The organism is Pseudomonas sp. 43(2021) (assembly GCF_017490805.1).
Classification (GTDB): Bacteria; Pseudomonadota; Gammaproteobacteria; order Pseudomonadales; family Pseudomonadaceae; genus Aquipseudomonas.
The window spans coordinates 200,835-224,465 of the sequence record NZ_JAFGYJ010000003.1; the positions used below are offsets into that span (position 1 = coordinate 200,835).

General features: G+C 66.6%; 10 protein-coding genes and 1 pseudogene. 6 read left to right on the forward strand and 5 right to left on the reverse strand.

Translation table 11 applies throughout. From position 1 onward, the window contains the following. Positions 1–40 precede the first annotated feature (40 nt). Entirely contained in the window at positions 41–571 is a 531-nt protein-coding gene (locus J5M71_RS03985; RefSeq protein WP_207830039.1) for an RNA polymerase factor sigma-70, read from the reverse strand. A 370-nt stretch (positions 572–941) separates the two neighbouring features. On the opposite strand from J5M71_RS03985, the gene J5M71_RS03990 reads away from it, so the two are divergent. Then, the gene (locus tag J5M71_RS03990) at positions 942–13,895 is read left to right on the forward strand and encodes a non-ribosomal peptide synthetase (RefSeq protein WP_207830041.1); all 12,954 of its coding nucleotides are present in this window, start codon (positions 942–944) and stop codon (positions 13,893–13,895) included. 286 nt (positions 13,896–14,181) lie between these two features. On the opposite strand, the gene dsbG is transcribed toward J5M71_RS03990, so the two are convergent. The 3 genes from dsbG to dsbD are packed head-to-tail and all read right to left on the reverse strand — an operon-like array spanning position 14,182 to position 17,493. Continuing rightward, positions 14,182–14,940, reverse strand: coding sequence for a thiol:disulfide interchange protein DsbG (dsbG, locus tag J5M71_RS03995; protein WP_207830044.1), 759 nt, complete (start codon positions 14,938–14,940; stop codon positions 14,182–14,184). Position 14,941: 1 nt separating this feature from the next. After that, on the reverse strand, positions 14,942–15,778 hold the full coding sequence (locus J5M71_RS04000) for a TlpA disulfide reductase family protein (RefSeq protein WP_207830046.1): 837 nt from the start codon (positions 15,776–15,778) through the stop codon (positions 14,942–14,944). After that, complete coding sequence (gene dsbD / locus J5M71_RS04005) at positions 15,778–17,493, reverse strand: protein-disulfide reductase DsbD (protein ID WP_207830048.1); 1,716 nt, start codon at positions 17,491–17,493, stop codon at positions 15,778–15,780. The genes J5M71_RS04000 and dsbD overlap by 1 nt, the downstream gene beginning before the upstream one ends. A gap of 217 nt (positions 17,494–17,710) precedes the next feature. Between dsbD and J5M71_RS04010 the strand changes: the two are divergent. The 5 genes and pseudogenes from J5M71_RS04010 to J5M71_RS04030 form a co-directional block, all read left to right on the forward strand. Further along, positions 17,711–17,851: pseudogene (locus J5M71_RS04010) on the forward strand (XdhC family protein); the annotation flags it as partial. Positions 17,852–17,874: 23 nt separating this feature from the next. Beyond that, positions 17,875–18,444 (forward strand): nucleotidyltransferase family protein, encoded by a 570-nt coding sequence (locus J5M71_RS04015; RefSeq protein ID WP_207830050.1) that lies wholly within the window; start codon positions 17,875–17,877, stop codon positions 18,442–18,444. Positions 18,445–18,557: 113 nt separating this feature from the next. Continuing rightward, positions 18,558–19,241, forward strand: a complete 684-nt coding sequence (locus tag J5M71_RS04020) for a response regulator transcription factor (protein WP_207830052.1) — start codon at positions 18,558–18,560, stop codon at positions 19,239–19,241. After that, complete coding sequence (locus J5M71_RS04025; protein WP_207830055.1) at positions 19,238–20,560, forward strand: ATP-binding protein; 1,323 nt, start codon at positions 19,238–19,240, stop codon at positions 20,558–20,560. The genes J5M71_RS04020 and J5M71_RS04025 overlap by 4 nt, the downstream gene beginning before the upstream one ends. 216 nt (positions 20,561–20,776) lie before the next feature. Then, positions 20,777–22,168: an aspartate aminotransferase family protein gene (locus J5M71_RS04030; protein ID WP_207830058.1), complete on the forward strand. Its 1,392-nt coding sequence runs from the start codon at positions 20,777–20,779 to the stop codon at positions 22,166–22,168. 255 nt (positions 22,169–22,423) lie between these two features. On the opposite strand, the gene J5M71_RS04035 is transcribed toward J5M71_RS04030, so the two are convergent. After that, positions 22,424–23,545 carry a cupin-like domain-containing protein gene (locus J5M71_RS04035; RefSeq protein ID WP_207830061.1) on the reverse strand — a complete coding sequence of 374 codons (1,122 nt, stop codon included), beginning with the start codon at positions 23,543–23,545 and terminating at the stop codon, positions 22,424–22,426. Positions 23,546–23,631 lie beyond the last annotated feature (86 nt).

Here is a 23,631-nt window from a genome sequence, read left to right on the forward strand (position 1 = left end):
TGGGAGCGGGCGTGCCCGCGAAGAAGCGAACTCTGCTTGATCAGGCCTGCCGACTGGCCGTCTTGCGGCAATGTACCAGCGCATCGCGGATCATGAAGTTGACCAGCGTCGGCGACACGCCCAGCTCCTTGGCAATGTCTTTTTGCGGCACGCCATGCAGGCGGTACATCTCGAAGGCATAGCGGGTGCGCTGAGGCAGTTCGTTCAGCGCCTCGGCAATGTCATCCAGTGCGGCGAGGTTGATGTGGGTGGCTTCGGGGGAGGCGTTTTGCACGACCACGTTCAGGCCTTCCTCCTCGCTGCCGGAGTACTTCAACTCCATGGCCTGCTTGCGGTAGTGGTCGATGGCCAGGTTGCGCACGATCTGGAACAGGTAGCTCAGCTGCGCCTTGAACGACGAGGTGATGTGCGGAGCGGCGCCGAGCCGGAAAAAGGCGTCCTGCACCACATCTTCGGCGCGCGAGCGGCAGCCGGTGATGCGGGCGGCAATCTTGACCAGGATGCTGCGGTTGTCGACGAAGGCCTGCAGTAATGGTGAATCGCACTTACTTGTGGATAGTTGTTCCGCCATGGAAATCACCTTGTCACAGAGGGGAAAGGACGCACCCAAAGTTGGGAAGCTTCCTACGACGGGCGACAAGCTATTCAGAATGATAATAATTGTCAAATGCGAAATGTAATTAGTTTCATGTGATTTCGGTTCTAAGGCGTGAGGTTTGCTGGGTGCATGGCAGGGCGTTTTCAGCGCCTGTGAGATCGAGCGCCGCACCACCCAAGGCATACCCCCAGCAGCCCAAATGCAGCCCCCAAACCCTTTCATACGCTAATTTATCCCCCCGCCCATCCGTTCCCCTGTGTACACCCCAGGCCGCCACACGCCGCCGCGCCCACGTTCGCGCAGCAGCCGGCCCGACCCAACCAGACACTGGCAGGAACACCCCATGACGGACGCCTTCGAACTCCCGCTCTCGCTGGTCCAGGCCCTGGCGCAACGCGCCGCGCAGAGCCCGGACAAAGTCGCCTTGCGCTTTCTGGCCGACGCGCCCGGCGAGCAGGCCGTGCTCAGCTATCGGGACCTCGACCAGCGTGCGCGCACCATCGCCGCTGCCTTGCAGGCCCGGGCCGGCTTCGGCGACCGTGCAGTGCTGCTGTTCCCCAGCGGGCCAGACTACGTGGCGGCGTTCTTCGGCTGTCTGTATGCCGGTGTGATTGCAGTGCCGGCCTACCCGCCGGAGTCCGCGCGCCAGCACCACCAGCAGCGCTTGTTGTCGATCATCGACGACGCCGAGCCGCGCCTGCTGCTGACCGTTGCGGCGCTGCACGGCAGCCTGCAGGGCCTGGAGGCCCTGGCGGCGCCCAACGCTCCCGAACTGCTGGCAGTGGATAGCCTGGACCCGGCGTTGGCTGCGAACTGGCGCGAGCCCGCACTCAAGGGTGATGACATCGCCTTCCTGCAGTACACCTCAGGCTCCACCGCATTGCCCAAAGGCGTGCAGGTCAGCCATGGCAACCTGGTGGCCAACGAACAACTGATCCGCCAGGGCTTTGGCATCGACCTCAATCCTGATGACGTGATCGTCAGCTGGCTGCCGCTGTACCACGACATGGGCCTGATCGGCGGCCTGTTGCAGCCGATCTTCAGCGGCGTACCCTGCGTACTGATGTCGCCGGGCTACTTCCTGGCCCGGCCGCTGCGCTGGTTGCAGGCCATCAGTGAATACGGCGGTACCATCAGCGGCGGCCCCGACTTCGCCTACCGGCTGTGCAGCGAGCGGGTCAGCGAAGCCTCGCTGGCCGGGCTCGACCTCAGCCGTTGGCGGGTGGCCTATTCCGGCTCCGAGCCGATCCGCCAGGACAGCCTGGCGACCTTCGCCGACAAGTTTCAGGCCTGCGGCTTCGACTCACAGAGCTTCTTCGCCAGCTACGGCCTGGCCGAGGCGACCCTGTTCGTCAGCGGCAGCCGCCGTGGCCAGGGCATCGCCGCATTGGAGCTGGACGCCGAAGCCTTCGCCGCCAACCGTGCGGAACCTGGCAAGGGCAGTGTACTGATGAGCTGTGGCTACCCGCAGCCCGGGCATGCCGTGCGCATTGTCGAACCACAACGCCTGCAGGTGCTGGGCGACAACCAGGTGGGCGAGATCTGGGCCGGCGGCCCGAGCATCGCCCTGGGCTACTGGCGCAACCCAGAGGCCAGCGCCCGCACCTTCGTCGAGATGGACGGCCAGACCTGGCTGCGTACCGGTGACCTGGGTTTCATGCGCGAAGGCGAAGTGTTCGTCACCGGGCGCCTGAAAGACATGCTGATCGTGCGTGGGCAGAACCTGTACCCGCAGGACCTGGAAAAAACCCTCGAGCGCGAAGTGGATGTGCTGCGCAAAGGCCGGGTGGCGGTGTTCGCCGTTGAGCAGCAAGGCGAGGAGGGCATCGGCGTGGCGGTGGAAGTCAGCCGCAACGTGCAGAAGGCGATCAAACCCCAGGACCTGATCAAGACCCTGCGCCAGGTGATCGCCGACGCCTGCCGCCAGGCCCCGGCCGTGGTCCTGTTGCTGAACCCGGGCGCGCTGCCCAAGACCTCCAGCGGCAAGCTGCAGCGTTCGGCCTGCCGCTTGCGCATGGACGATGGCAGCCTGGACTGCTATGCCCGCTTCCCTGAAGTGGGCGAGCCCGTTGCCACGGGGGCAGCCGGCGATGAACTACAGGCACGCATCGCCGCTGTGTGGCGCGACATCCTCAAGGTCGAGGCGGTGGCAGCAGACGACCATTTCCTGCTGCTGGGCGGCAACTCCATCGCCGCCACCCACGCCACCGCACGCCTGGCCGATGAACTGGGCATCAACCTGGGCCTGCGCACCCTGTTCGAGGCGCCGGTACTGGCTGATTACGCCAAGGCCGTGGCCGCGATCATCGCCGAAGGCGGTGGCCGGGTCGGGGCCATCGCCACCCTGGAGCGCACCCAGGCGCTGCCCCAGTCGCTGGCGCAAAACCGCCTGTGGCTGCTATGGCAGTTGGACCCGCAGTCGGCCGCCTATAACATTCCGGCCGGCCTGCAGTTGCGCGGTGAGCTGGACGAAAGTGCCCTGGAAGCGGCCTTCAAGGCGCTGGTGGCGCGCCACGAATCACTGCGTACCCTGTTTGCCGAAGAGAACGGCCAGGCCCTGCAGCGCATCCTGCCGCAACAGGCGTTCAACCTTCGCCGCCTGGACCTCGAAGGCCAGGCCGCCGAACAGGTCGCCGCCCAGCGGGAAACCGAGGCCCGCCAGCCGTTCGACCTGACCCATGGGCCATTGCTGCGGGTGACCCTGGCGCGCCTTGACGATGAACACCATCAGCTATGGGTGACCCTGCACCATATCGTCGCCGATGGCTGGTCGCTGAACATCCTGCTCGACGAATTCGCCAAACTGTACGCCGCCCGTTGCCAAGGCCTTGAGGCCAACCTGGCAGCGCTGACCCTGGGTTACGCCGACTACGGCACCTGGCAGCGACAGTGGCTGGCCGCAGGCGAAGCCGAGCGTCAGTTGCAGTACTGGCAGGTGCGCCTGGGAGATGAACTACCGGTGCTCGACCTGTGCACCGACCATCCACGCGCCAGCCAGCGCGACCACCGTGCCGCCCGCTTCAGCCTCAAGGTACCGGCCAGGCTCACCGAGGCGCTCAAGGGCCTGGCCCGCGAACAGCAGGCCAGCCTGTTCATGGTCCTGCTGGCCGGCTGGCAGGCGCTACTGCACCGCTACAGTGGCCAGGCCGATATCCGCGTCGGCGTGCCCAACGCCAACCGCCCGCGCCTGGAAACCCAAGGTATGGTCGGCTTCTTCATCAATACCCAGGTGCTGCGCGCGCAACTCGATGGCCGCCTGCCGTTCGATCAGTTACTGGCCCAGGTGCGCCAGGCCACCCTGGACGCCCAAGCCAACCAGGACCTGCCGTTCGAGCAACTGGTCGACGCCTTGCCCGAGGCACGCGAGCAAGGCCTGTTCCAGGTCATGTTCAACCACCAGCAACGTGACCTGTCTGCCCTGCGCCGCCTGCCGGGCCTGCTGGCCGAAGAACTGCCGTGGCACAGTCGCGAAGCCAAGTTCGACTTGCAGTTGCACAGTGAGGAAGACCACCAGGGCCGCCTGAGCCTGGCTTTCGACTATGCCGCAGAACTGTTCGACGCCAGCACCGTCCAGCGTCTGGCCCAGCACCTGCTGGCCCTGCTGGAGCAGGTGTGCGCCGAGCCGCAGCGGGCGCTGGGCGAGGTGCAATTGCTCGACGAGCCTGGCCGCGCGCAACTGCTGAGCTGGGGCCAGGCACCGGTAGCGGCACCGCAGCGTCTGCTGGTCGAGCAGCTCAATGAACAGGCACGCCTGACCCCGCAGCGCACCGCCCTGGTGTGGGACGGTGGCAGCCTGGAGTACGCCGAGCTGCACCAGCAAGCCAACCGCCTGGCCCACTACCTGCGTGACAAAGGCGTCGGCCCCGACACCTGCGTGGCCATCGCCGTAGAGCGTTCGCCGCAGCTGCTGGTCGGCCTGCTGGGCATTCTCAAGGCCGGTGGCGCCTATGTGCCGCTGGACGTCGATTACCCGGCCGAGCGCCTGGCCTACATGCTCGGCGACTGCAACGCTGGCCTGCTGCTGAGCCACAGCAGCCTGCTGGGCAGGCTGCCACAGGTCGAGGGCGTCAGCGCCATTGCCCTCGACCAGTTGCACCTGGACAGCTGGCCTACCCATGCGCCTGGCCTGCACCTGCATGGCGACAACCTGGCCTACGTGATCTATACCTCCGGCACCACTGGCCAGCCAAAAGGCGTGGGCAATACCCATGCAGCACTGGCCGAGCGCCTGCAGTGGATGCAGGCCAGCTATGCGCTGGACGACAGTGACGTGCTGATGCAGAAGGCGCCGATCAGCTTCGACGTTTCGGTGTGGGAATGCTTCTGGCCGCTGGTGACCGGTTGCAAGCTGGTGCTTGCCGGCCCCGGCGAGCACCGTGACCCGCAGCGCATCGCCGCGTTGGTGCAAACCCATGGCGTGACCACGCTGCACTTCGTGCCGCCGCTGTTGCAGGTATTCATCCAGGAGCCGCAGGCGGGTGCCTGCAGCAGCCTGCGCCGGCTGTTCTCCGGTGGTGAAGCGCTGTCCGTCGCGCTGCGTGACCGGGTGCTACAGGCGCTGCCACAGGTGCAACTGCACAACCGCTATGGCCCGACCGAAACCGCCATCAACGTCACCCACTGGCATTGCCAGGCTAGCGATGGCGAGCACTCGCCGATCGGCCGCCCGCTGGGCAATGTGCTGTGCCGCGTGCTGGACGACGAGCTGGAACTGACGGCCCCTGGTGTACCGGGCGAGCTGTACCTTGGCGGTGCAGGCCTGGCCCGTGGCTACCTGGGCCGCCCGGGCCTCACCGCCGAGCGCTTCGTGCCCCGGGCCGACGGCCATGGCGAACGCCTGTACCGCAGTGGCGACCGCGCCCGCTGGCAGGTGCAGACCGAGGCGCTGGAGTACCTTGGCCGCCTCGACCAGCAGGTCAAGGTGCGTGGCTTCCGGGTCGAGCCCGAGGAAGTCCAGGCCTGCCTGCTGGCGCAAGCGGGGGTCGAACAGGCGCTGGTGCTGATCCACAAGGATGCCGTCGGCGCACAACTGGTCGGCTACTACACCGGCAGCGCCCAGCCTGATGCATTGCTGACGGTGCTGGCTGAACAACTACCGGCTTACATGGTGCCGGCACAACTCATCCCGCTGGCGCAGATGCCGCTGGGCCCCAGCGGCAAGGTCGATCGCAAGGCATTGCCGGCCCCGGTGTGGCAGCAGCGTGCGCACGTCGAGCCACAAACCGAGCTGCAGCAGCAGGTTGCCGCCATCTGGCGAGAGGTGCTGAACCTGCCGTGCATCGGCCTGCAGGATGACTTCTTCGCCCTCGGCGGCCATTCGCTGCTGGCCACTCAAATTGTTTCGCGCACGCGTCAGGCCTGCGATGTCGAGCTACCGCTCAAGGCCCTGTTCGACGCCAGCGAGCTGGGCGCCTTCTGTGCCGAGATCGCGCGTGTCCGCGCTGCCGGTGAGCACAACCTGCAAGGCGCAATCGCCCGTGTCGACCGCCGTCAGGCGGTGCCGCTGTCGTATTCGCAGCAGCGCATGTGGTTCCTCTGGCAAATGGAGCCGGACAGCCCGGCGTACAACGTCGGCGGCATGGCACGCCTGCGCGGCGCCCTGCATGTGGATGCCTTCGAGCGTGCGCTGCAGGCGCTGGTGGTGCGCCACGAAACCCTGCGCACCACCTTCCCCGGCATCGATGGCGTGCCGTACCAGTGCGTGGCCGAAGACAGCAGCCTGCACCTCGACTGGCAGGACTTCAGCGCCTTGCCCGCCGATGCCCGCCAACAACGCCTGCAACAACTGGCCGACGACCAGGCGCACCAGCCGTTCGATCTGGAGCGCGGCCCGCTGCTGCGCGCATGCCTGGTCAAAGCCGAAGAGCGTGAGCACTTCTTCGTACTGACCCTGCACCACATCGTCACCGAAGGCTGGGCCATGGACATCTTCGCCCGCGAACTGGGCGAGCTGTACGAGGCCTTCGTCGATGACCGCGAATCGCCGCTGGCGCCGCTGCCGGTGCAGTACCTGGACTACAGCGTTTGGCAACGGCAATGGCTGGAGAGCGGCGAGGGCGCCCGCCAGCTGGCCTACTGGAAGGATCGCCTGGGCGACGAACACCCGGTGCTGGCGTTGCCTGCCGACCGCCCGCGCCCGGCCGTACAGAGCCACCGTGGCGAGCTGTACCGTTTCGAGCTCGACCCGGCGCTGGTTGCCCGCGTACATGCCTTCAACAGCCAGCGTGGCCTGACCCTGTTCATGACCATGGCAGCCACCCTGGCCGCCTTGTTGCACCGCTACAGCGGCCAGCGTGACCTGCGCATTGGCGCGCCGGTGGCCAACCGCATCCGCCCGGAAAGCGAAGGGCTGATCGGCGCGTTCCTCAACACCCAGGTGCTGCGTTGCGAGCTGGACGGCCAGATGACCGCCGCACAGTTGCTGGAGCAGATGCGCCAGGTTGCCATCGAAGGCCAGTCGCACCAGGACCTGCCGTTCGACCAGTTGGTGGAAGCCCTGCAGCCACCGCGCAGCAGTGCCTACAACCCGCTGTTCCAGGTGATGTGCAACGTGCAGCGCTGGGCCTTCCAGCAAAGCCGCCAGCTTGCTGGCATGCAGGTGGATTACTTGGTCAACGACGCCAGCGCCACCAAGTTCGACCTGTACCTGGAGGTGACCGACCTCGACGGCCGCCTGGGTTGCTGCCTGACCTACAGCCGTGACCTGTTCGACGAACCACGCATTGCACGCATGGCCGAGCACTGGCAGCAACTGCTGGCCGGCCTGCTCGACAACCCGCAGCAGCGCCTGTGTGAGCTGCCGATGCTGAGTAGCGCCGAGCAGCAGGTGCTGGCGGGCCAGTTGCAGGGCGAGCAGGACCTCGACCTCGGCCAGACCCTGCACGGCCTGTTCGCCGCCCAGGCTGCGCGCACGCCGCATGCAGGTGCGTTGACCTTCGCCGGCCAGCACATGACCTATGCCGAACTCGACCAGCAGGCCAACCGCCTGGCCCGCGCCCTGCGCGAGCGCGGCGTCGGCCCGCAGGTGCGCGTGGGCCTGGCGCTGGAGCGCTCGCTGGAAATGGTCGTCGGCCTGCTGGCCATCCTCAAGGCCGGTGGCGCCTACGTGCCGCTCGACCCCGAGTACCCGCTCGACCGCCTGCGCTACATGATTGAAGACAGCCGCATCGGCCTGCTGCTGAGCCAGCGCGCGCTGCTGCAAACCCTGGGCGAGCTGCCCGAAGGCGTGACGCGCTGGAGCCTGGAGGACGACAGCGCCAGCCTGTCGGCCTACAGCGATGCGCCGCTGGACAACCTCAACCTGCCGCAGCACCAGGCCTACCTGATCTACACCTCCGGCTCCACCGGCAAGCCCAAGGGCGTGGTAGTCAGCCACGGCGAGTTCGCCATGCATTGCCAGGCGGTGATCGCGGCGTTCGGTATGCGCAGCGATGACTGCGAACTGCACTTCTATTCGATCAATTTCGATGCCGCCAGCGAACGCCTGTGGGTGCCGCTGCTGTGTGGCGCCCGCGTGGTGTTGCGTGCCCAGGGGCAGTGGGGTGCCGAAGACATTTGTCAGCTGGTGCACGAGCAGCAGGTGAGCATCCTCGGCTTCACGCCCAGCTACGGTAGCCAGTTGGCGCAGTACCTGGCCGGGCAGGGCGAGCAGTTGCCCGTGCGCCTGGTGATTACCGGTGGTGAAGCGCTGACCGGCGAACACCTGCAGCGCATCCGCCAGGCCTTCGCGCCGCAGCAGTTCTTCAACGCCTACGGGCCGACCGAAACCGTGGTCATGCCGCTGGCCTGCCTGGCACCACAGACACTGCCAGCGGAGCTTGGCAGCGTACCGATCGGCCGCGTCATCGGTAGCCGCACGGCCTACATCCTTGACGAGGACCTTGCCCTGTTGCCACAAGGCGGTATTGGCGAGCTGTATGTCGGCGGTGCCGGCCTGGCCCAGGGGTACCACGACCGCCCGGGCCTCAGCGCCGAGCGCTTCGTCGCCGACCCGTTCAGCAGCGAAGGCGGGCGCCTGTACCGCACCGGTGACCTGGTGCGCCTGGGCAGCGATGGCCTGGTCGAGTACGTCGGCCGCGCCGACCAGCAGGTGAAGATTCGCGGTTTCCGCATCGAACTGGGCGAGATCGAAAGCCGCCTGCAGGCGCATGCCGATATCGACGAGGCCGTGGTGCTGGCCCTCGACCTGCCGGGCGGCAAGCAGTTGGTGGGCTACCTGGTGTGCAAGCAGGCCGCTGCCGACAGCGAGACCCAGGGCCTGCTGCGCGACGCGGTGAAGGCCGATGCCCGCCAGCATCTGCCGGACTACATGGTGCCAGCGCACCTGGTGCTGCTCGACAGCCTGCCGCTGATGGGCAACGGCAAGCTCGACCGCCGTGCGCTGCCGCTGCCGGACCTGGAGCAGGCTCGCCAGCAGTACCAGGCGCCCGGCAGCCCGGTAGAAGCGCAATTGGCGCAGATCTGGTGCGACGTGCTCAACGTTGCCCGGGTTGGCGTGCAGGACAACTTCTTCGAGCTGGGCGGCGACTCGATCCTGTCGATCCAGGTGGTCAGCCGGGCCCGTCAGGCCGGTTTGCAGTTCACCCCGCGCGACCTGTTCCAGCATCAGACCATCCAGACCCTGGCGGCCATCGTTCGGCACAGCGAAGCCGCCAGCAGCATCGAACAGGGCCAGCGCCAGGGCCAGACCGGCCTCACGCCGATCCAGCACTGGTTCTTCGACAGTGAAGTGCCACAGCCGCAGCACTGGAACCAGGCCGTTCTGCTGGAGGCGCGCGAGCCGCTGGATGAAGGGGTACTGGAGCACGCCTTGGCCGCCCTGGTGCAGCACCACGACAGCCTGCGTCTGCGCTTCAGCCAGGCCCAGGGCCGTTGGCAGGCCGAATATGCCCAGCCTGGCACCGGGCAATTGCTATGGACAGCCACGGTTGCCGACTTCGCCGATTGCCAACCGCTGTATACCGACCTGCAACGCAGCCTCGACCTGCAGCAGGGCCCACTGTTGCGCGCCTTGCTGGTAAAGGACGGGCAGGGCAGCCAGCGCCTGTTGCTGGCGATCCATCACCTGGTGGTCGATGGCGTGTCGTGGCGCGTGCTGCTGGAAGACCTGCAGGCGCTGTACCGTGGCCAGCCGCTGGCGGCCAAGACCCATGCCATGGGCGACTGGGCCGCACGCCTGGCCAGCTATGCCGGCAGCGATTCGCTGCGCGACGAGCTGGGCTGGTGGCAAGGCCAGTTGGGCAGCGTGCGCCGCGAACTGCCATGCGATCACCCGCAGGGCGGCAACCTGCACCGTCACGCCCGTACCCTGGCCATCGGCCTGGATGTGGTGCAGACCCGGCAGTTGCTGCAACAGGCCCCGGCGGCCTATCACACCCAGGTCAATGACCTGCTGCTGACCGCGCTGGCACGTGCCCTGTGCCGCTGGAGCGGCGACGAAGAAGTGTTGGTACAGCTTGAAGGCCATGGCCGCGACGGGCTGTTCGAAGACATGGACCTGACCCGCAGCGTCGGTTGGTTCACCAACGCTTATCCACTGAGCCTGCGCCCGCTGCCAGGCGAGGACGACGCGGCGCGGGCCGGTTCGATCAAGCGCATCAAGGAGCAGCTGCGCCAGGTGCCGCACAAAGGGCTGGGTTACGGTGTGTTGCGCTACCTGGCGGATGAGGCCGGGCGTGAGCAGATGGCGGCCTTGCCGCAGGCGCGTATCACTTTCAACTACCTGGGCCAGTTCGACCAGCAGTTCGACAGCTCTGCTCTGTTCCAGCCAATGGACGCCCCGGCCGGCCTGGCCCACGACCTCGATGCACCGCTGCCCAACTGGCTGAGTGTCGATGGCCAGGTGTATGGCGGTGCCCTGCAACTGCGTTGGACCTTCAGCACCGAGCGCTATGACGAGCGGACCATCGCCCGCCTGGCCGAGGCTTATCGCCAGGAGCTGCTGGCACTGGTCGAGCATTGCCTGGCGGATGGCAACGGCAGCTTCACGCCGTCGGACTTCCCGCTGGCACACCTGACCCAGGCGCAGATCGACGCGCTGCCGGTACCGGCTGCGCAGATCGAGGACGTCTACCCGCTGACGCCGATGCAGGAGGGCATGCTGTTGCACACCCTGCTGGAGCCGGGCACCGGCCTCTATTACATGCAGGACCGCTACCGCATCAACAGCGCGCTCGACCCCGAGCGCTTCGCCCAGGCCTGGCAGGCGGTAGTGGCGCGCCACGAAGCGCTACGTGCATCGTTCAGCTGGAATACCGGCGAGGCGATGCTGCAGATCATCCACAAGCCGGGCAACACACCGGTGGACTACCAGGACTGGCGCGGCCTCGATGACGACGCCCAGGAGCAGCGCCTGCAGGCCTTGCACAAGCAGGAACGCGAGGCGGGTTTCGCCCTGCTCAGCGAGGCGCCGTTCCACCTGCGCCTGGTGCGTGTGGCCGACGAGCGCTACTGGTTCATGATGAGCAACCACCACATCCTCATCGATGCCTGGTGCCGCTCGTTGTTGATGAACGACTTCTTCGAGGTCTACCAGGCCCTTGGCGAAGGCCGTCAGGCCCAGCTGCCGGTGCCGCCGCGCTACCGCGACTACATCGGCTGGCTGCAACGCCAGGGCCTGGACGACGCGCGCGCCTGGTGGCAGGCCAACCTGGCCGGCTTCGAACGCGCCACCACCCTCCCCAGCGACCGCCCGCTGCGCCACGACCATGCCGGTAGCGGCATGATCGTCGGTGACTGCTACACCCGCCTGGCGGTAAGCGACGGCGTGCGCCTGCGCGAACTGGCCCAGGCCCACCAGCTCACCGTCAACACCTTTGCCCAGGCGGCCTGGGCCCTGGTGCTGGCGCGCTACAGCGGCGACCGCGACGTGATCTTTGGCGTGACCGTGGCCGGGCGCCCGGTGAGCATGCCGCAGATGCAGCGTACCGTCGGCCTGTTCATCAACAGCATTGCCTTGCGCGTGCAGTTGCCGGTGGCGGGTGAGCGCTGCAGTGTGCGCCAGTGGTTGCAAGGCCTGCTGGAGCGCAACATGGAGCTGCGCGAGTACGAATACCTGCCGCTGGTGGCGATCCAGGAATGCAGCGAGCTGCCCAAGGGTCAGCCGCTGTTCGACAGCCTGTTCGTGTTCGAGAACGCGCCGGTGGAAACCACCGTGCTCGACCACGCCCAGCACCTGAATGCCAGTTCCGACTCGGGCCGTACCCATACCAACTTCCCGCTGACAGCAGTGTGCTACCCGGGCGATGACCTCGGCCTGCACCTGTCGTTCGACCAGCGTTACTTCGACTACCCGACCGTCGAGCGCCTGCTGGCCGAGTTCAAGCGCCTGCTGCTGGCGCTGGTGCAGGGTTTTGAAGGGGAGGTGGGTGAACTGCCGTTGCTTGGCACCGAAGAACAGCGCTTCCTGCTGGAAGACTGCAACCGTACCGAACGGTCTTATCCGCTGGAGCAGAGCTACATCGCGCAGTTCGAAGCACAAGTGGCCGCGCATCCGCAGCGTACTGTGGCCCGTTGCCTGGAAGCCTCCTATGACTACGCCGGGCTGAACCTGGCGGCCAACCGCCTGGGCCATGCCCTGGTGGCTTCCGGGGTCCGCGTGGATCAGCCGGTGGCATTGCTGGCCGAACGCGGGTTGCCGTTGCTGGGCATGATCGTTGGCAGCTTCAAGGCTGGCGCTGGCTACCTGCCGCTGGACCCTGGCCTGCCGGCAGCGCGCCTGCAAAGCATCATCCAGCTCAGCGGCACGCCGGTGCTGGTGTGCAGTGCAGCCTGTGCTGAGCAAGGGCAGCTGTTGCTGGATGAGCTGGAGCTGGCGACACGGCCGCAGCTGCTGGTTTGGGAAGACATCCAGGCCAGTGCCGTTGCCAGCCACAACCCAGGCATCCACAGCGGGCCGGATAACCTCGCTTATGTGATCTACACCTCAGGCTCCACCGGCCTGCCGAAGGGGGTGATGGTCGAGCAGCGCGGCATGCTCAACAACCAGCTGAGCAAGGTGCCGTACCTGGCGCTCAGCGAGCAGGACGTGGTCGCCCAGACGGCCTCGCAGAGCTTCGACATTTCCGTGTGGCAGTTCCTTGCCGCGCCGTTGTTCGGCGCCAAAGTGGAGATTGTGCCGAACGCCATCGCCCATGACCCGCAGGGCCTGCTGACGCATGTGCAGGCTACCGGCATCACCGTACTGGAAAGTGTGCCGTCGCTGATCCAGGGCATGCTGGCCAACGACCATCAGGCGCTCGACGGGTTGCGCTGGATGCTGCCGACCGGCGAAGCCATGCCACCGGAGCTGGCAGCGCAGTGGCTGCAGCGTTACCCGCAGATCGGCCTGGTCAACGCCTATGGCCCGGCGGAGTGCTCCGATGACGTGGCGTTCTTCCGCGTCGATGCCGCCTCGACCCGTGGCAGCTACCTGCCGATCGGCACGCCGACCGACAACAACCGCCTGTACCTGTTCGGCGAGGACCAGACGCTGGTGCCGCTGGGGGCGGTGGGTGAGCTGTGCGTGGCTGGCACCGGCGTGGGCCGTGGCTATGTCGGCGACCCGATGCGTACGGCGCTGGCATTCATCCCCCATCCTCATGGTGCGCCAGGCGAACGCCTGTACCGCACCGGCGACCTGGCGCGGCAGCGTCCGGACGGGGTGCTGGAGTATGTCGGGCGCATCGACCACCAGGTAAAGATTCGCGGCTACCGCATCGAACTGGGCGAGATCGAAGCCCGTCTGCACGAGCAGGCGGAAATCCGCGATGCTGCCGTTGGCGTGCAAGAGGGCGTCAATGGCAAGCACCTGGTGGGCTACCTGGTGGCGCATCAGGGCATTGCAGCCGATGCTGCGTTGCTGGAGCAGCTCAAGCAGCGCCTGCGTGCCGAGTTGCCGGAGTACATGGTGCCGCTGCACTGGGGCTGGTTCGACAGCCTGCCGCACAACGCCAACGGCAAGCTCGACCGCAAGGCCCTGCCGGCCATCGACATCGGTGGCCAGCACAGCCAGGCCTACCAGGCGCCGCGTAACGAGCTGGAGGAGGTGTTGGCCGGTATCTGGGCCGATGTGCTGAAGGCCGAGCGGGTAGGGGTGCACGACAACTTCTTCGAGTTGGGCGGGCATTCGCTGCTGGCCACGCAGATCGCCTCGCGGGTGCAGAAGGAGTTACAACTGAACGTGCCGCTACGGGCGATGTTCGAGTGCAGCACGGTAGAGGAGCTGGCTGAATATGTGCAGGGGCTGCAGGGCAGTGCGCTGGATGACGACAAAGTCGACCGGCTCAGTGACCTGATGGCCGAGCTGGAGGGGTTGTAGGGTTAGGGTTTCGCCTTGAGTTTTGCGGGGCGGCGGAAATCGAGCGCCGCCCGCGCGGCGCATCGCGAGCAAGCTCGCTCCTACATTTGTTTCGGGCCAGTAACGCCTGTGCCAACGCGCCCGACCGCCTTGTTTGTTCGGCACAATAGCGTGATGGACGCCAAGGGACCGCGCGCCTCTGCCTCAGGAATTATTGGCCCGAAACAAATGTAGGAGCGAGCTTGCTCGCGATGCGCCGCGCGGGCGGCGCTCGATCTACGCCTCACCGCAAAACCCCCGACATGCGCTACCGCTTGCCGAGAATCTTCCCAAGCAACTCCGGCCGTGGTGCGCCTTGCTGGCTCTGCAGGTTGCCCTGGTCATCCTGATAGAAAATCGCCGGGGTCGCCTGCAAGCCCATTTCTTCCATCAGCGCCATGTTCGCCGCCAGCTTCTGCTGCACCGCCTCTGGCACCTGCTCCAGTGCCTTCAACTTGCTGGCCTTGCCTGCTTTTTCATGCTCGTGCAGTGCCTGGGCCGGGTCTTTCGCCGCCAGCAGCGCCGCCGACTTGCCTGGGCTGTCCTCGCGGATGATGCCGACCATGATATGGCGCAACTGCACCTTGCCCGACTCCACCCACGGCCGCGCCTGTTCCCAGAACATGTTGCAGTACGGGCAGTTGGGGTCGCTGAACAGGTACACCTTGCGCGGTGCATCGTCCTTGCCGTCGGCGATCCAGGCGGTTTTCTCCATCTTCGCCCAGATTTCCTTGCTCATCGGCGCATACACCAGCTTTTTCAGCGGCTCGGCACTGAGGTCCTTGCCCTGTTCGTCGAACAGGCTGCCGACCAGTACATGCTTGCCGTCAGGGGTGAGGTACAGGGCCAGGCCGTTATTCTGGTACTCGGCGGCATACCCGCGCAGGCCGTTGGGGGCGTCGAAGCTGCCTTTGATCACGGCGCCCTTGGCTTGCAGTTGTTGAATCGCCTTGGGCAACTCTTCGGCCCGCAGGCTGGGGGCAGCCAGCAGGGCCAGGGACAGGGGCAGCAGTGCAGTCAGTCGCATGTCAGTTTCCTTGTGCGGCAGGGGCGGGCACGGTGGCCCGGTCGAAAGGCTCCAGGGCGTGGCGCAGGCTGGCCCGGGACAGCTCGCCGAGGTGGCTGCCGACCAGCCGCCCGTCGGCGTCGTAGAACAGGGTGGTGGGCAGGGCCATGGAGCCGACGCGCTGGGCCAGCAGGCCGGTACCGTCGAACAGCACGTGGGTCAGGCTCAGGCCGGTGGTGGCGAGGAAGGTGCTGACGTTTTCCGGGGTTTCGCCCTGGTTGACGAACAGGAAGGTCACGTGCGGGTAAGCGCTTTGCGCCTGTTGCAGCACCGGCATTTCGCGTCGGCACGGTGGGCACCAGGTGGCCCAGATGTTGATGACCAGCGGCTTGCCGCGGTAGCTGTGCAACGCTACGGATTGGCCGCTGGCGTTGCGCAGGCTCAGTTCCGGCAGTTCGGTGCCCTTGCTGTACAAATGGCCGCCGAGGCTGGCCAGGCCCCAGAACAGCGCCCCGCTGAACAGCGCCCAGCCCAGCGGGCGGCGCAGGCCCGGGTGGCGCCAGCCCTGCCAAAGGGCGCCGAGCACGATGCCGGCCAGGCCCGACCAGAACAGGAAGCCGCCATCACGGATATCGATGATCTGCAGCGGGTCGTCCTGGTACATCGGCCAGTAGGCCAGCACGAAGCCGGCACGTGCGCACAGCAGGCCGACCAGGAACAGGTTGAACAGTGCCGATTCCGGGCTCTCGCCGCCACGCCGGGCGACCCACCAGCCGACCACGCTGGCGATCACCAGGGCGGTGAGCATCAGCAGGTGGTTGAGGGCCATGGTCAGCGGCCCGAGGGTTACGGTCAGCATCAGCCTTGGCTCCTGGTCTGGGTCCAGTGTTGCAGGAAGGCGGCCGCATCCACTTCACCGGTGATGCGCCGCGCACGGCGTTCGTCGCCTTCCGGGCCGACCCAGATGATGCTGGGCGGGCCGGGTACCTGGTAACGCTGCAGCAGGGCCTGGCTGGCCGGGGTGTCGGCGGTCACGTCCAGGCGCAGCAGGTGCACGCCGGCCAGGCCGGCCTGCACGTCGCTGCGGGCGAACACCTGTTTTTCCATGACCTTGCACGACACGCACCAATCGGCATAGTAGTCGAGCATCACCCACTGGCCACGGGCCTTGGCCGCATCCAGTTCGCGTTGCAGGTCTTCGGGGCGGCTGACGGTGACGAAGGCGTCCTCGGCGTGCTGGCCGGCGGCCGGCGCAGCAGCACCACCGGCGAACGGGCGCAGCGGCTGCCAGAGGTCGTCGCCACCGGCCGCAGCACCCACCAGCAGCAGGCCACCCCACAGGGCACCCAGCAGCGGCACTGCGCGCAACGCCGGCAACCGCTGCAGGGCCGGCCAGGCAGCCCAGGCCAGGGCGATCAGCAAGGCGCCGCTCAGGGCCAGCAGCAAGGCCGCGGGCAGCAGGCCGCGCACGGTGTACAGCGCCATGCCCAGGAACACGAAGCCGAACACGCCCTTGACCCGGTTCATCCAGGCGCCCGGGCGTGGCAGGTAGCGGTTGCCCAGGGTCACCAGCAACAGCAGCGGCACGCCCATGCCCAGGCCGAGGCTGAACAGCACCAGCGCCCCCTGCAGCACGTCGCCGCTCTGGGCGATGTACAGCAACGCGCCGGCCAACGGCGCGGTCATGCACGGGCCCATGAGCAGGCCGGACAGCGCGCCCAGCAGCGCCGCGCCATACAGGTTGCCGCCACGGGTGCCTTGCCCGGCGCGGTCGAGGCGGTCACGCACAGCGGCGGGCAGTTGCAGTTCGAAGGCGCCGAACATCGGCAGGGCCAGCAGCACGAACAGCCCCGCCAGGCTGCCCAGCAGCCAGGGTTGCTGCAGCCAGGCCTGCAGGCTGGCGCCCAGCAGCGCGGCAACCACGCCCAGGGCGGCATACACCAGGGCCATGCTCAGTACATAGACCCCAGCCAGTACCCAGCCGCGCCGGGCACTGGCGCCATTGCCCAGTACCAGCCCGGCGAGGATCGGCAGCATCGGCAGCGTGCAGGGGGTAAAGGCCAGCAACAGGCCCAGGCCGAAGAACGCCAGCAGGCTCCAGGCCAGGTGGCCTTGTTGCAGGTCGCTGGCCAGGGCCTGGTCAGAGGCTTGTTCGGCCGCTGGCGCCACACTGCCGCCCAGGTCGATCAGCGTGGTTTGCGGCGGGTAGCACAGGCCGGCGTCGGCACAGCCCTGCCAGCCCAGGCGCAGCTGACCCTGGGCATTGGCCGGGAGCAGCAGTTCGAGCTGGTCGCGGTACACCGCACTGTCACCGAAGAATTCGTCGTGGTGGTTGAGGGCGGTTGGCAGTTGCGGGTGCTGTTCGGCAGGCAGGCCGTCGAACTTCAGGCGCTTCTGATACAGGTAGTAGCCTGGCTGGATCTGGAAGAACAGGCGCATCTGGCCATCGGCCTGGCGGTCGTGGGTCAGCACGAAGGCCTGGTTGACCGGCAGGAATGCCGGTTTGACATCGAACGGGTTGGCCTGCAGCGGGCCGGCCAGCAGCAGTGTCAGGAAGAGCAGGAGGACGCGCATGTCTTCGCCTTGGCAGTACGTTGAAAGGGGTCATGCTGGCTTGGGTCGATTAACCCAAGGTTAACCCTTTCCTGTGGATGCAAATTCCTGCAGCCCGCACTGGCGCCGAGCCTGCTTGCAGGTGACTGACAGGTTCAACTGCCTGCGCCAGGCCTGGAGTGGATTGCCCGGCGACCTGGGCGTACAGTAGTTCGTCGAACTGAAGGCGGAGTAAAGCGTGCAGCATCTCGATCTCCAGGTGATCCGCCAGGCGTTGCAGTATGCGTGCGACCGCCAGCGGGTGTGGCTGTGCACGGTACTCGCCACCTATGGCTCGGCACCCCGTGCGCCGGGCTCGCTGCTGCTGGTGAACGCCAGCGCCGACACCGCGGTGGTGGCGCTGTGAGTGTGGTCGCGCTGGTGCTGGCGGCAGGCCGCGGCACGCGTTTCGGTTCCGACAAACGCCGGGCGGCCCTGGCCGATGGCCGCTGCCTGCTGGCACATAGCGTGGCGCGGGCGCGGGCAGTATTCGATGATGTACGCGTAGTGCTGCGCGAAGGGGAGCGGGGCGAGGATTTCGGGCTCTCAGCTGATTGCCGGGTTGTCGTGAGCCCTGGTGCGGCGTCGGGGATGGGGCATAGTCTGGCTGCCGGGGCTGGCGCGTTAGTCGACAGCAAGGCGCAGGCGGTGGCGATTTTGCTGGGTGATATGCCTTGGATCGAACCGGCCACTTTGCGGCAGTTGGCGGAAGCCGCCAGCGCTTCGAAAATCGTGTTGCCACGTCATGCCGGGCAGCACGGACACCCGGTGATTTTCGGGCGCGATTTCTGGCCGGCGCTGGGGCAACTGGCCGGGGATGAAGGGGCGCGTGCGGTGGTGCGGGCGCAGCGGGATTGTTGCGTGGTGGTTGAAGTGGAGGATGCCGGGGTTCTGCTGGATGTAGATACGCCGCAGGGGTTGATTCAGGCCTGATGTGCTCACTGCAAGCGTCAAGGTGAACACCCCTTCACGCCACAAAAGGTCCATAATCCCCCCTTAATCCGCCCAAGGTGCAATGCCAGCTACACCATTCCGGGAGCCCCACCATGCACGTTCTGCTCTGCGAGGACGACGACCTGATCGCCGCCGGCATCTGCGCCGGCCTTACCGCCCAGGGCCTGACCGTGGACCGTGTGGGCAACGCCGCCGATGCACGGGCGATGCTGCAGGCCGCGCAGTTTGACGTGATGATTCTCGACCTTGGCCTGCCCGACGAAGACGGCCTGAAGCTGTTGCGCCGCCTGCGCGAGAAAGGCGAGACACTGCCAGTGCTGGTGCTCACCGCCCGTGATGCGGTCACCGACCGGGTCGAAGGCCTGCAGGCTGGTGCCGACGACTACCTGCTCAAACCCTTCGACCTGCGCGAGCTGGCCGCCCGCCTGCACACCCTGCTGCGGCGGGTGGCCGGGCGGGCGGTGAATGTGATCGAACACGGCCCGCTGCGCTACGACCCGAGCAGCTGCGAGGCAACCCTGGCCGGCCAGCCGGTCGACCTGTCCCGGCGTGAACAGGCATTGCTCCAGGCGCTGCTGCAGAACCCCGGGCGGGTGCTGTCCAGCGAGCAGCTCAAAGACTGCGTGTACGGCTTCAGCGACGAAGTCGAGAGCAATGCCCTGAACGTGCATATCCACCATCTGCGGCGCAAGCTGGGCAACGGCATCGTCGAGACCGTGCGCGGCCTGGGCTACCGCCTGGGCCCGGCGCAGGCGCCGGAGGAGGCCGCATCATGAGCCTGCGGGTACGCCTGAGCCTGATCCTGGGCAGTGCCTTCGTGATCATCTGGGTGCTGGCTGCCGCGTGGATGCTGCGCGACCTGCGCCAGCAGATGATGTTCTCCCTCGACCAGCGCCTGGTGGCTTCTGCGCGCATGGTCGCCGGGCTGATCGACCAGCTGCCGCAGCCGTTGACTGCCAAGGGTGGGGAGGCGCACTTTTCCGCCGACCAGTTCAGCGTGCCGGACGGCATGGCCTGCCAGGTCAGCTCGCTGCGGGGTGAAATACTTGCCAGCAACCACAAGCATGATGGCGCCATGGATGATGAGCGCAGCGGTTTCCGTGACCAGACCATCGATGACGCGCTGTGGCGCACCTTCACCTACAACCATGGCGATGTGCGTATCACCACCGCTGACCGGCACATGGAGCGCGAGGCGCTGAACCAGTCGATCCTGCTGGCGGCCTCGGCGCCGGTGCTGATGGCCCTGCTTGGCAGCCTGGGGCTGTTGTGGATCGGCCTGGGCAAGGGCCTGGAGCCGCTCAACCGCATGCGCGATGCCCTGCGCCGCCGGCGCGCGGACAGCGTCGAGCCATTGCAGGTGGCGGGCATGCCCAGCGAACTGCAACCATTGCTGGAAACCCAGAACCAGCTGTTTTTGCGCATTGCCCAGACCATCGAGCGTGAGCGGCGCCTGACCGACGATGCCGCGCATGAACTGCGCAGCCCGCTGACGGCGATCAAGACCCACTTGCAGGTAGCGCGGATGACCGACGGCGCCGTGCGCGAGCAGGCGTTGGAGCATGCCGAGCAGGGTGCCGACCGCATGCACCGCACGCTGGAGCAGTTGTTGATGCTGGCGCGTGTGGAAGGCAGCCTGTCGTTCGAGGATGGCGTGCAGTGCAGCGCCGAGCAGGTGGCCCGGCAGGCGGTGCAGGATGCCGGCGGCGGCGACAACCGGCGCATCGTGCTGCGTTTGCCTGAAGCCGCTACGCAGATTTACCTGGGCATGCCGGGACCGTTGGCGGTGGCAGCGCTGCGCAACCTGCTGGACAACGCCTTGCGCCATGGCGGCGACGAGGCGGTGGAGCTTGAGGTGCAGATGGCTGACGGCCAGGTGGGCTTCATGGTGCGTGACCATGGGCCGGGGATTGCCGAGGCGGACCTGGAGCACCTGACCGAGCGTTTCTGGCGTAACGGGCAGAGTGGTGGCTGCGGGTTGGGGCTGGCGATCGTACAGGCGATCGTGCAGCGTTGTGCCGGTAGCCTGAAGTTCGACAGCCGCAGTGATGGGTTGCGGGTGCTTTTGCAAGTGCCGGCGCGCTCGGGGCATTAATTTTTATTGCCTGTGCCGGCCTCTTCGCGGGTAAAACCGCTCCCACAGGTACAGCTTCAACCCTGAGGTCCGTGCAAATCCTGTGGGAGCGGGTTTACCCGCGAAGGGGCCGGGCCTGCTTTCAAAAATCCCGCAGCAACCGCTAAATCCTCCCCGCACTCAAGCGTTTCCCAAGCGACGAACACCCGCACTTTCGCTTGCTTGCGAGGAATCACCATGTCCACTGCTTCCTGCCTTGCCCAGGTCCCGCCGGCCAGCGCGCCGCGTGCCTTGTACGAGTTCACCGATTCACCCTTGCTGCAACGCCAGCAGCAACAGGAGTCCAATGCCCGCAGCTACCCGCGCCGAATTCCGCTGGCGCTCAAGCGCGCCCGTGGCATCCATGTGGAAGATGTCGAAGGTCGCCAGTTCATCGACTGCCTGGCCGGCGCCGGCACCTTGGCGCTGGGCCACAACCACCCGGTGGTGGTCGAGGCGATCCAGCGGGTACTGGCCGATGAGCTGCCCCTGCACACCCTGGACCTGACCACGCCGGTCAAGGACCGCTTCGTCCAGGACCTGTTCGGCGTTCTGCCCGAGGCGTTGCGCCGTGAGGCCAAGGTGCAGTTCTGCGGCCCGACCGGTACCGATGCGGTGGAAGCAGCGCTGAAGCTGGTGCGCAGCGCCACCGGCCGCAGCACCGTGCTGGCCTTCCACGGCGCCTACCATGGCATGAGCCAGGGTGCGCTGAGCCTGATGGGTAGCCATGGGCCGAAGCAGCCGCTGGGGGCCTTGCTCGGCAACGGTGTGCAGTTCATGCCGTACCCCTACGACTACCGTTGCCCGTTCGGCCTGGGCGGCGAAGCCGGGGTCAAGGCCAACCTGCATTATCTGGAAAACCTGTTGCTCGACCCGGAAAGCGGCGTGCCGCTGCCGGCGGCGGTCATTCTGGAAGTGGTGCAGGGTGAGGGCGGGGTGATCCCGGCCGATATCGAGTGGCTCAAGGGTGTACGCCGTATCACCGAGCAGGCCGGCGTGGCGTTGATCGTCGATGAGATCCAGAGTGGATTTGCCCGCACTGGGCGCATGTTCGCCTTCGAGCATGCCGGCATCGTTCCGGACGTGGTCACCCTGTCCAAGGCCATTGGCGGCAGCCTGCCGCTGGCGGTGGTGGTGTACCGCGACTGGCTGGACACCTGGAAACCGGGCGCCCACGCCGGCACTTTCCGTGGTAACCAGATGGCCATGGCGGCGGGCTCGGCGGTGATCGACTACCTGGTCGAGCATCGCCTGGCCGAGCATGCCGAGGCCATGGGGCAGCGCCTGCGCCAGCACCTGCAGCAGCTGCAGCGGGCTTATCCGCAGTTGGGTGATGTTCGCGGGCGTGGGCTGATGCTCGGGGTAGAGCTGGTGGACCCGCAAGGGCAGCGGGATGCACTTGGGCATCCGGCGGCCAACCGCGAGCTGGCGGCGAAGGTACAGCGCGAATGCCTCAAGCGTGGGCTGATCCTGGAGCTGGGTGGGCGGCATGGGGCGGTGGTGCGCTTCCTGCCGCCGTTGATCATCAGTGGCGAGCAGATCGATGAGGTTGCGCAGCGCTTTTCCGAGGCGTTGATCGCGGCGGTCTGATCGATTGCCGGGGCCGCTGCGCGGCCCTGTCGCCGGCAAGCCGGCTCCCACAGAACTGCACATAACTCATTGAATTAGCAGGGACCCTGTGGGAGCGGCTTCAGCCGCGAACACCGGCGCAGCCGGTGCCATGCACTGCGTTGGATTCTTCGCGGCTAAAGCCGCTCCCACAGGGTACGAGGATCGCTTGCGAATTCAGTTATCTGTGCGACAGCGCAAGCCTTCCGGTCGGCGCAGTCCCCCTGGCAATCCCGGCTACCAGCCGCGCCCGGAGTTCACCCAGAAGTTCACCGACAGCGAGGTGGTCACAGACTCCACCTGGTGGAACCACCCTTCGGGCAGGAACAGCAGGTCACCAGCCTGCAGCACAACGCGCAGGAAAGGCACTTCGCGTGCCGCCGGGAAACGCTGGTAGTCCGGGGCGTCGGGGTTGAAGTCGCAGCCGTCCAGGCCGCCCTTGGGGCTGGTCGACCAGGTGCCCAGGGCTGGGCGATGGTGCGGTGCGGCAAGGATGAAAGACTTCTGTCCCCATACCTGCGCGAACAGGTTGTCGGTGTCGTCGCGGTGCAGTGGCGTCAGGGTGCCCTTGGGGCCGATCCAGATACGCGGCGCAATGAACTTCTCGCGGGCGAAGTACTGCGGGTAGCGAATCAGCGCCAGCAGCTTTTCCGGCACGATGTTGTTGCCCATGTAGGCCGGGGTTTCGCCGGGTTTGGCCGGGGTGTCCAGTGAGGCGATGAAGTCGGCCATGGAAGTGGAACGGAAGTCGCGGTCGGTGGAGAAGGTCTTCTTCACGTAGTCGCCGTGCCGGGTGATGCCCTGCAGTTCGGCGAAATGCTCCAGCGAAGCTTCGCGGCCCATGCTGAACAGCGGCCAGTCCTGCAGGGCATCACTGATCACCACGGGTGTTCCGTGCTCCAGGTACTCTCCCTGGAAGCGCGCCGGCGGCATGTCGGCGCGGGCAATGCGTGCCACCTCGCGCTGCACCGGTTGCGCGGCCGACACCCGTTCGCTGAGGCGTGCCGGTGTCGGGTAGCGCTGGTTCATCGACACCTTGGTCGCCGGCGCGCCGCGCCGGGCGTTGCTGATGATCTGCGGCAGCAGGGTGGCCAGGCCCATGTTGCCGCTGATCTTCAGGCGGGCGCTGGCGAACAGCTCTTCGACGTTGGCGGTGCCGCCCATGATGCCCATGAAGTCACGCTCGGCCAGCTCGATGGTGACGTCCGGGGCGCTGTGCCGGCCGGCACCGGTGCGGCTGCTGTCGCGCACCTCCGACCAGAAGGCCCGGTCCTGGCTGAAGACGAACTGGAAAACGCCTTCGATGCCCACGGCATGAGCGTTGGCGAACAGTTTGCTGAGAATGCTCTGAAGGTCCACGGTATGCCTCTGGCGGTCTTTCGTTGTGCAGGGATAACGAGTGCCTGCACCAACGATTTAGCTGTGTGGGCGGGTAATTTTTCGGT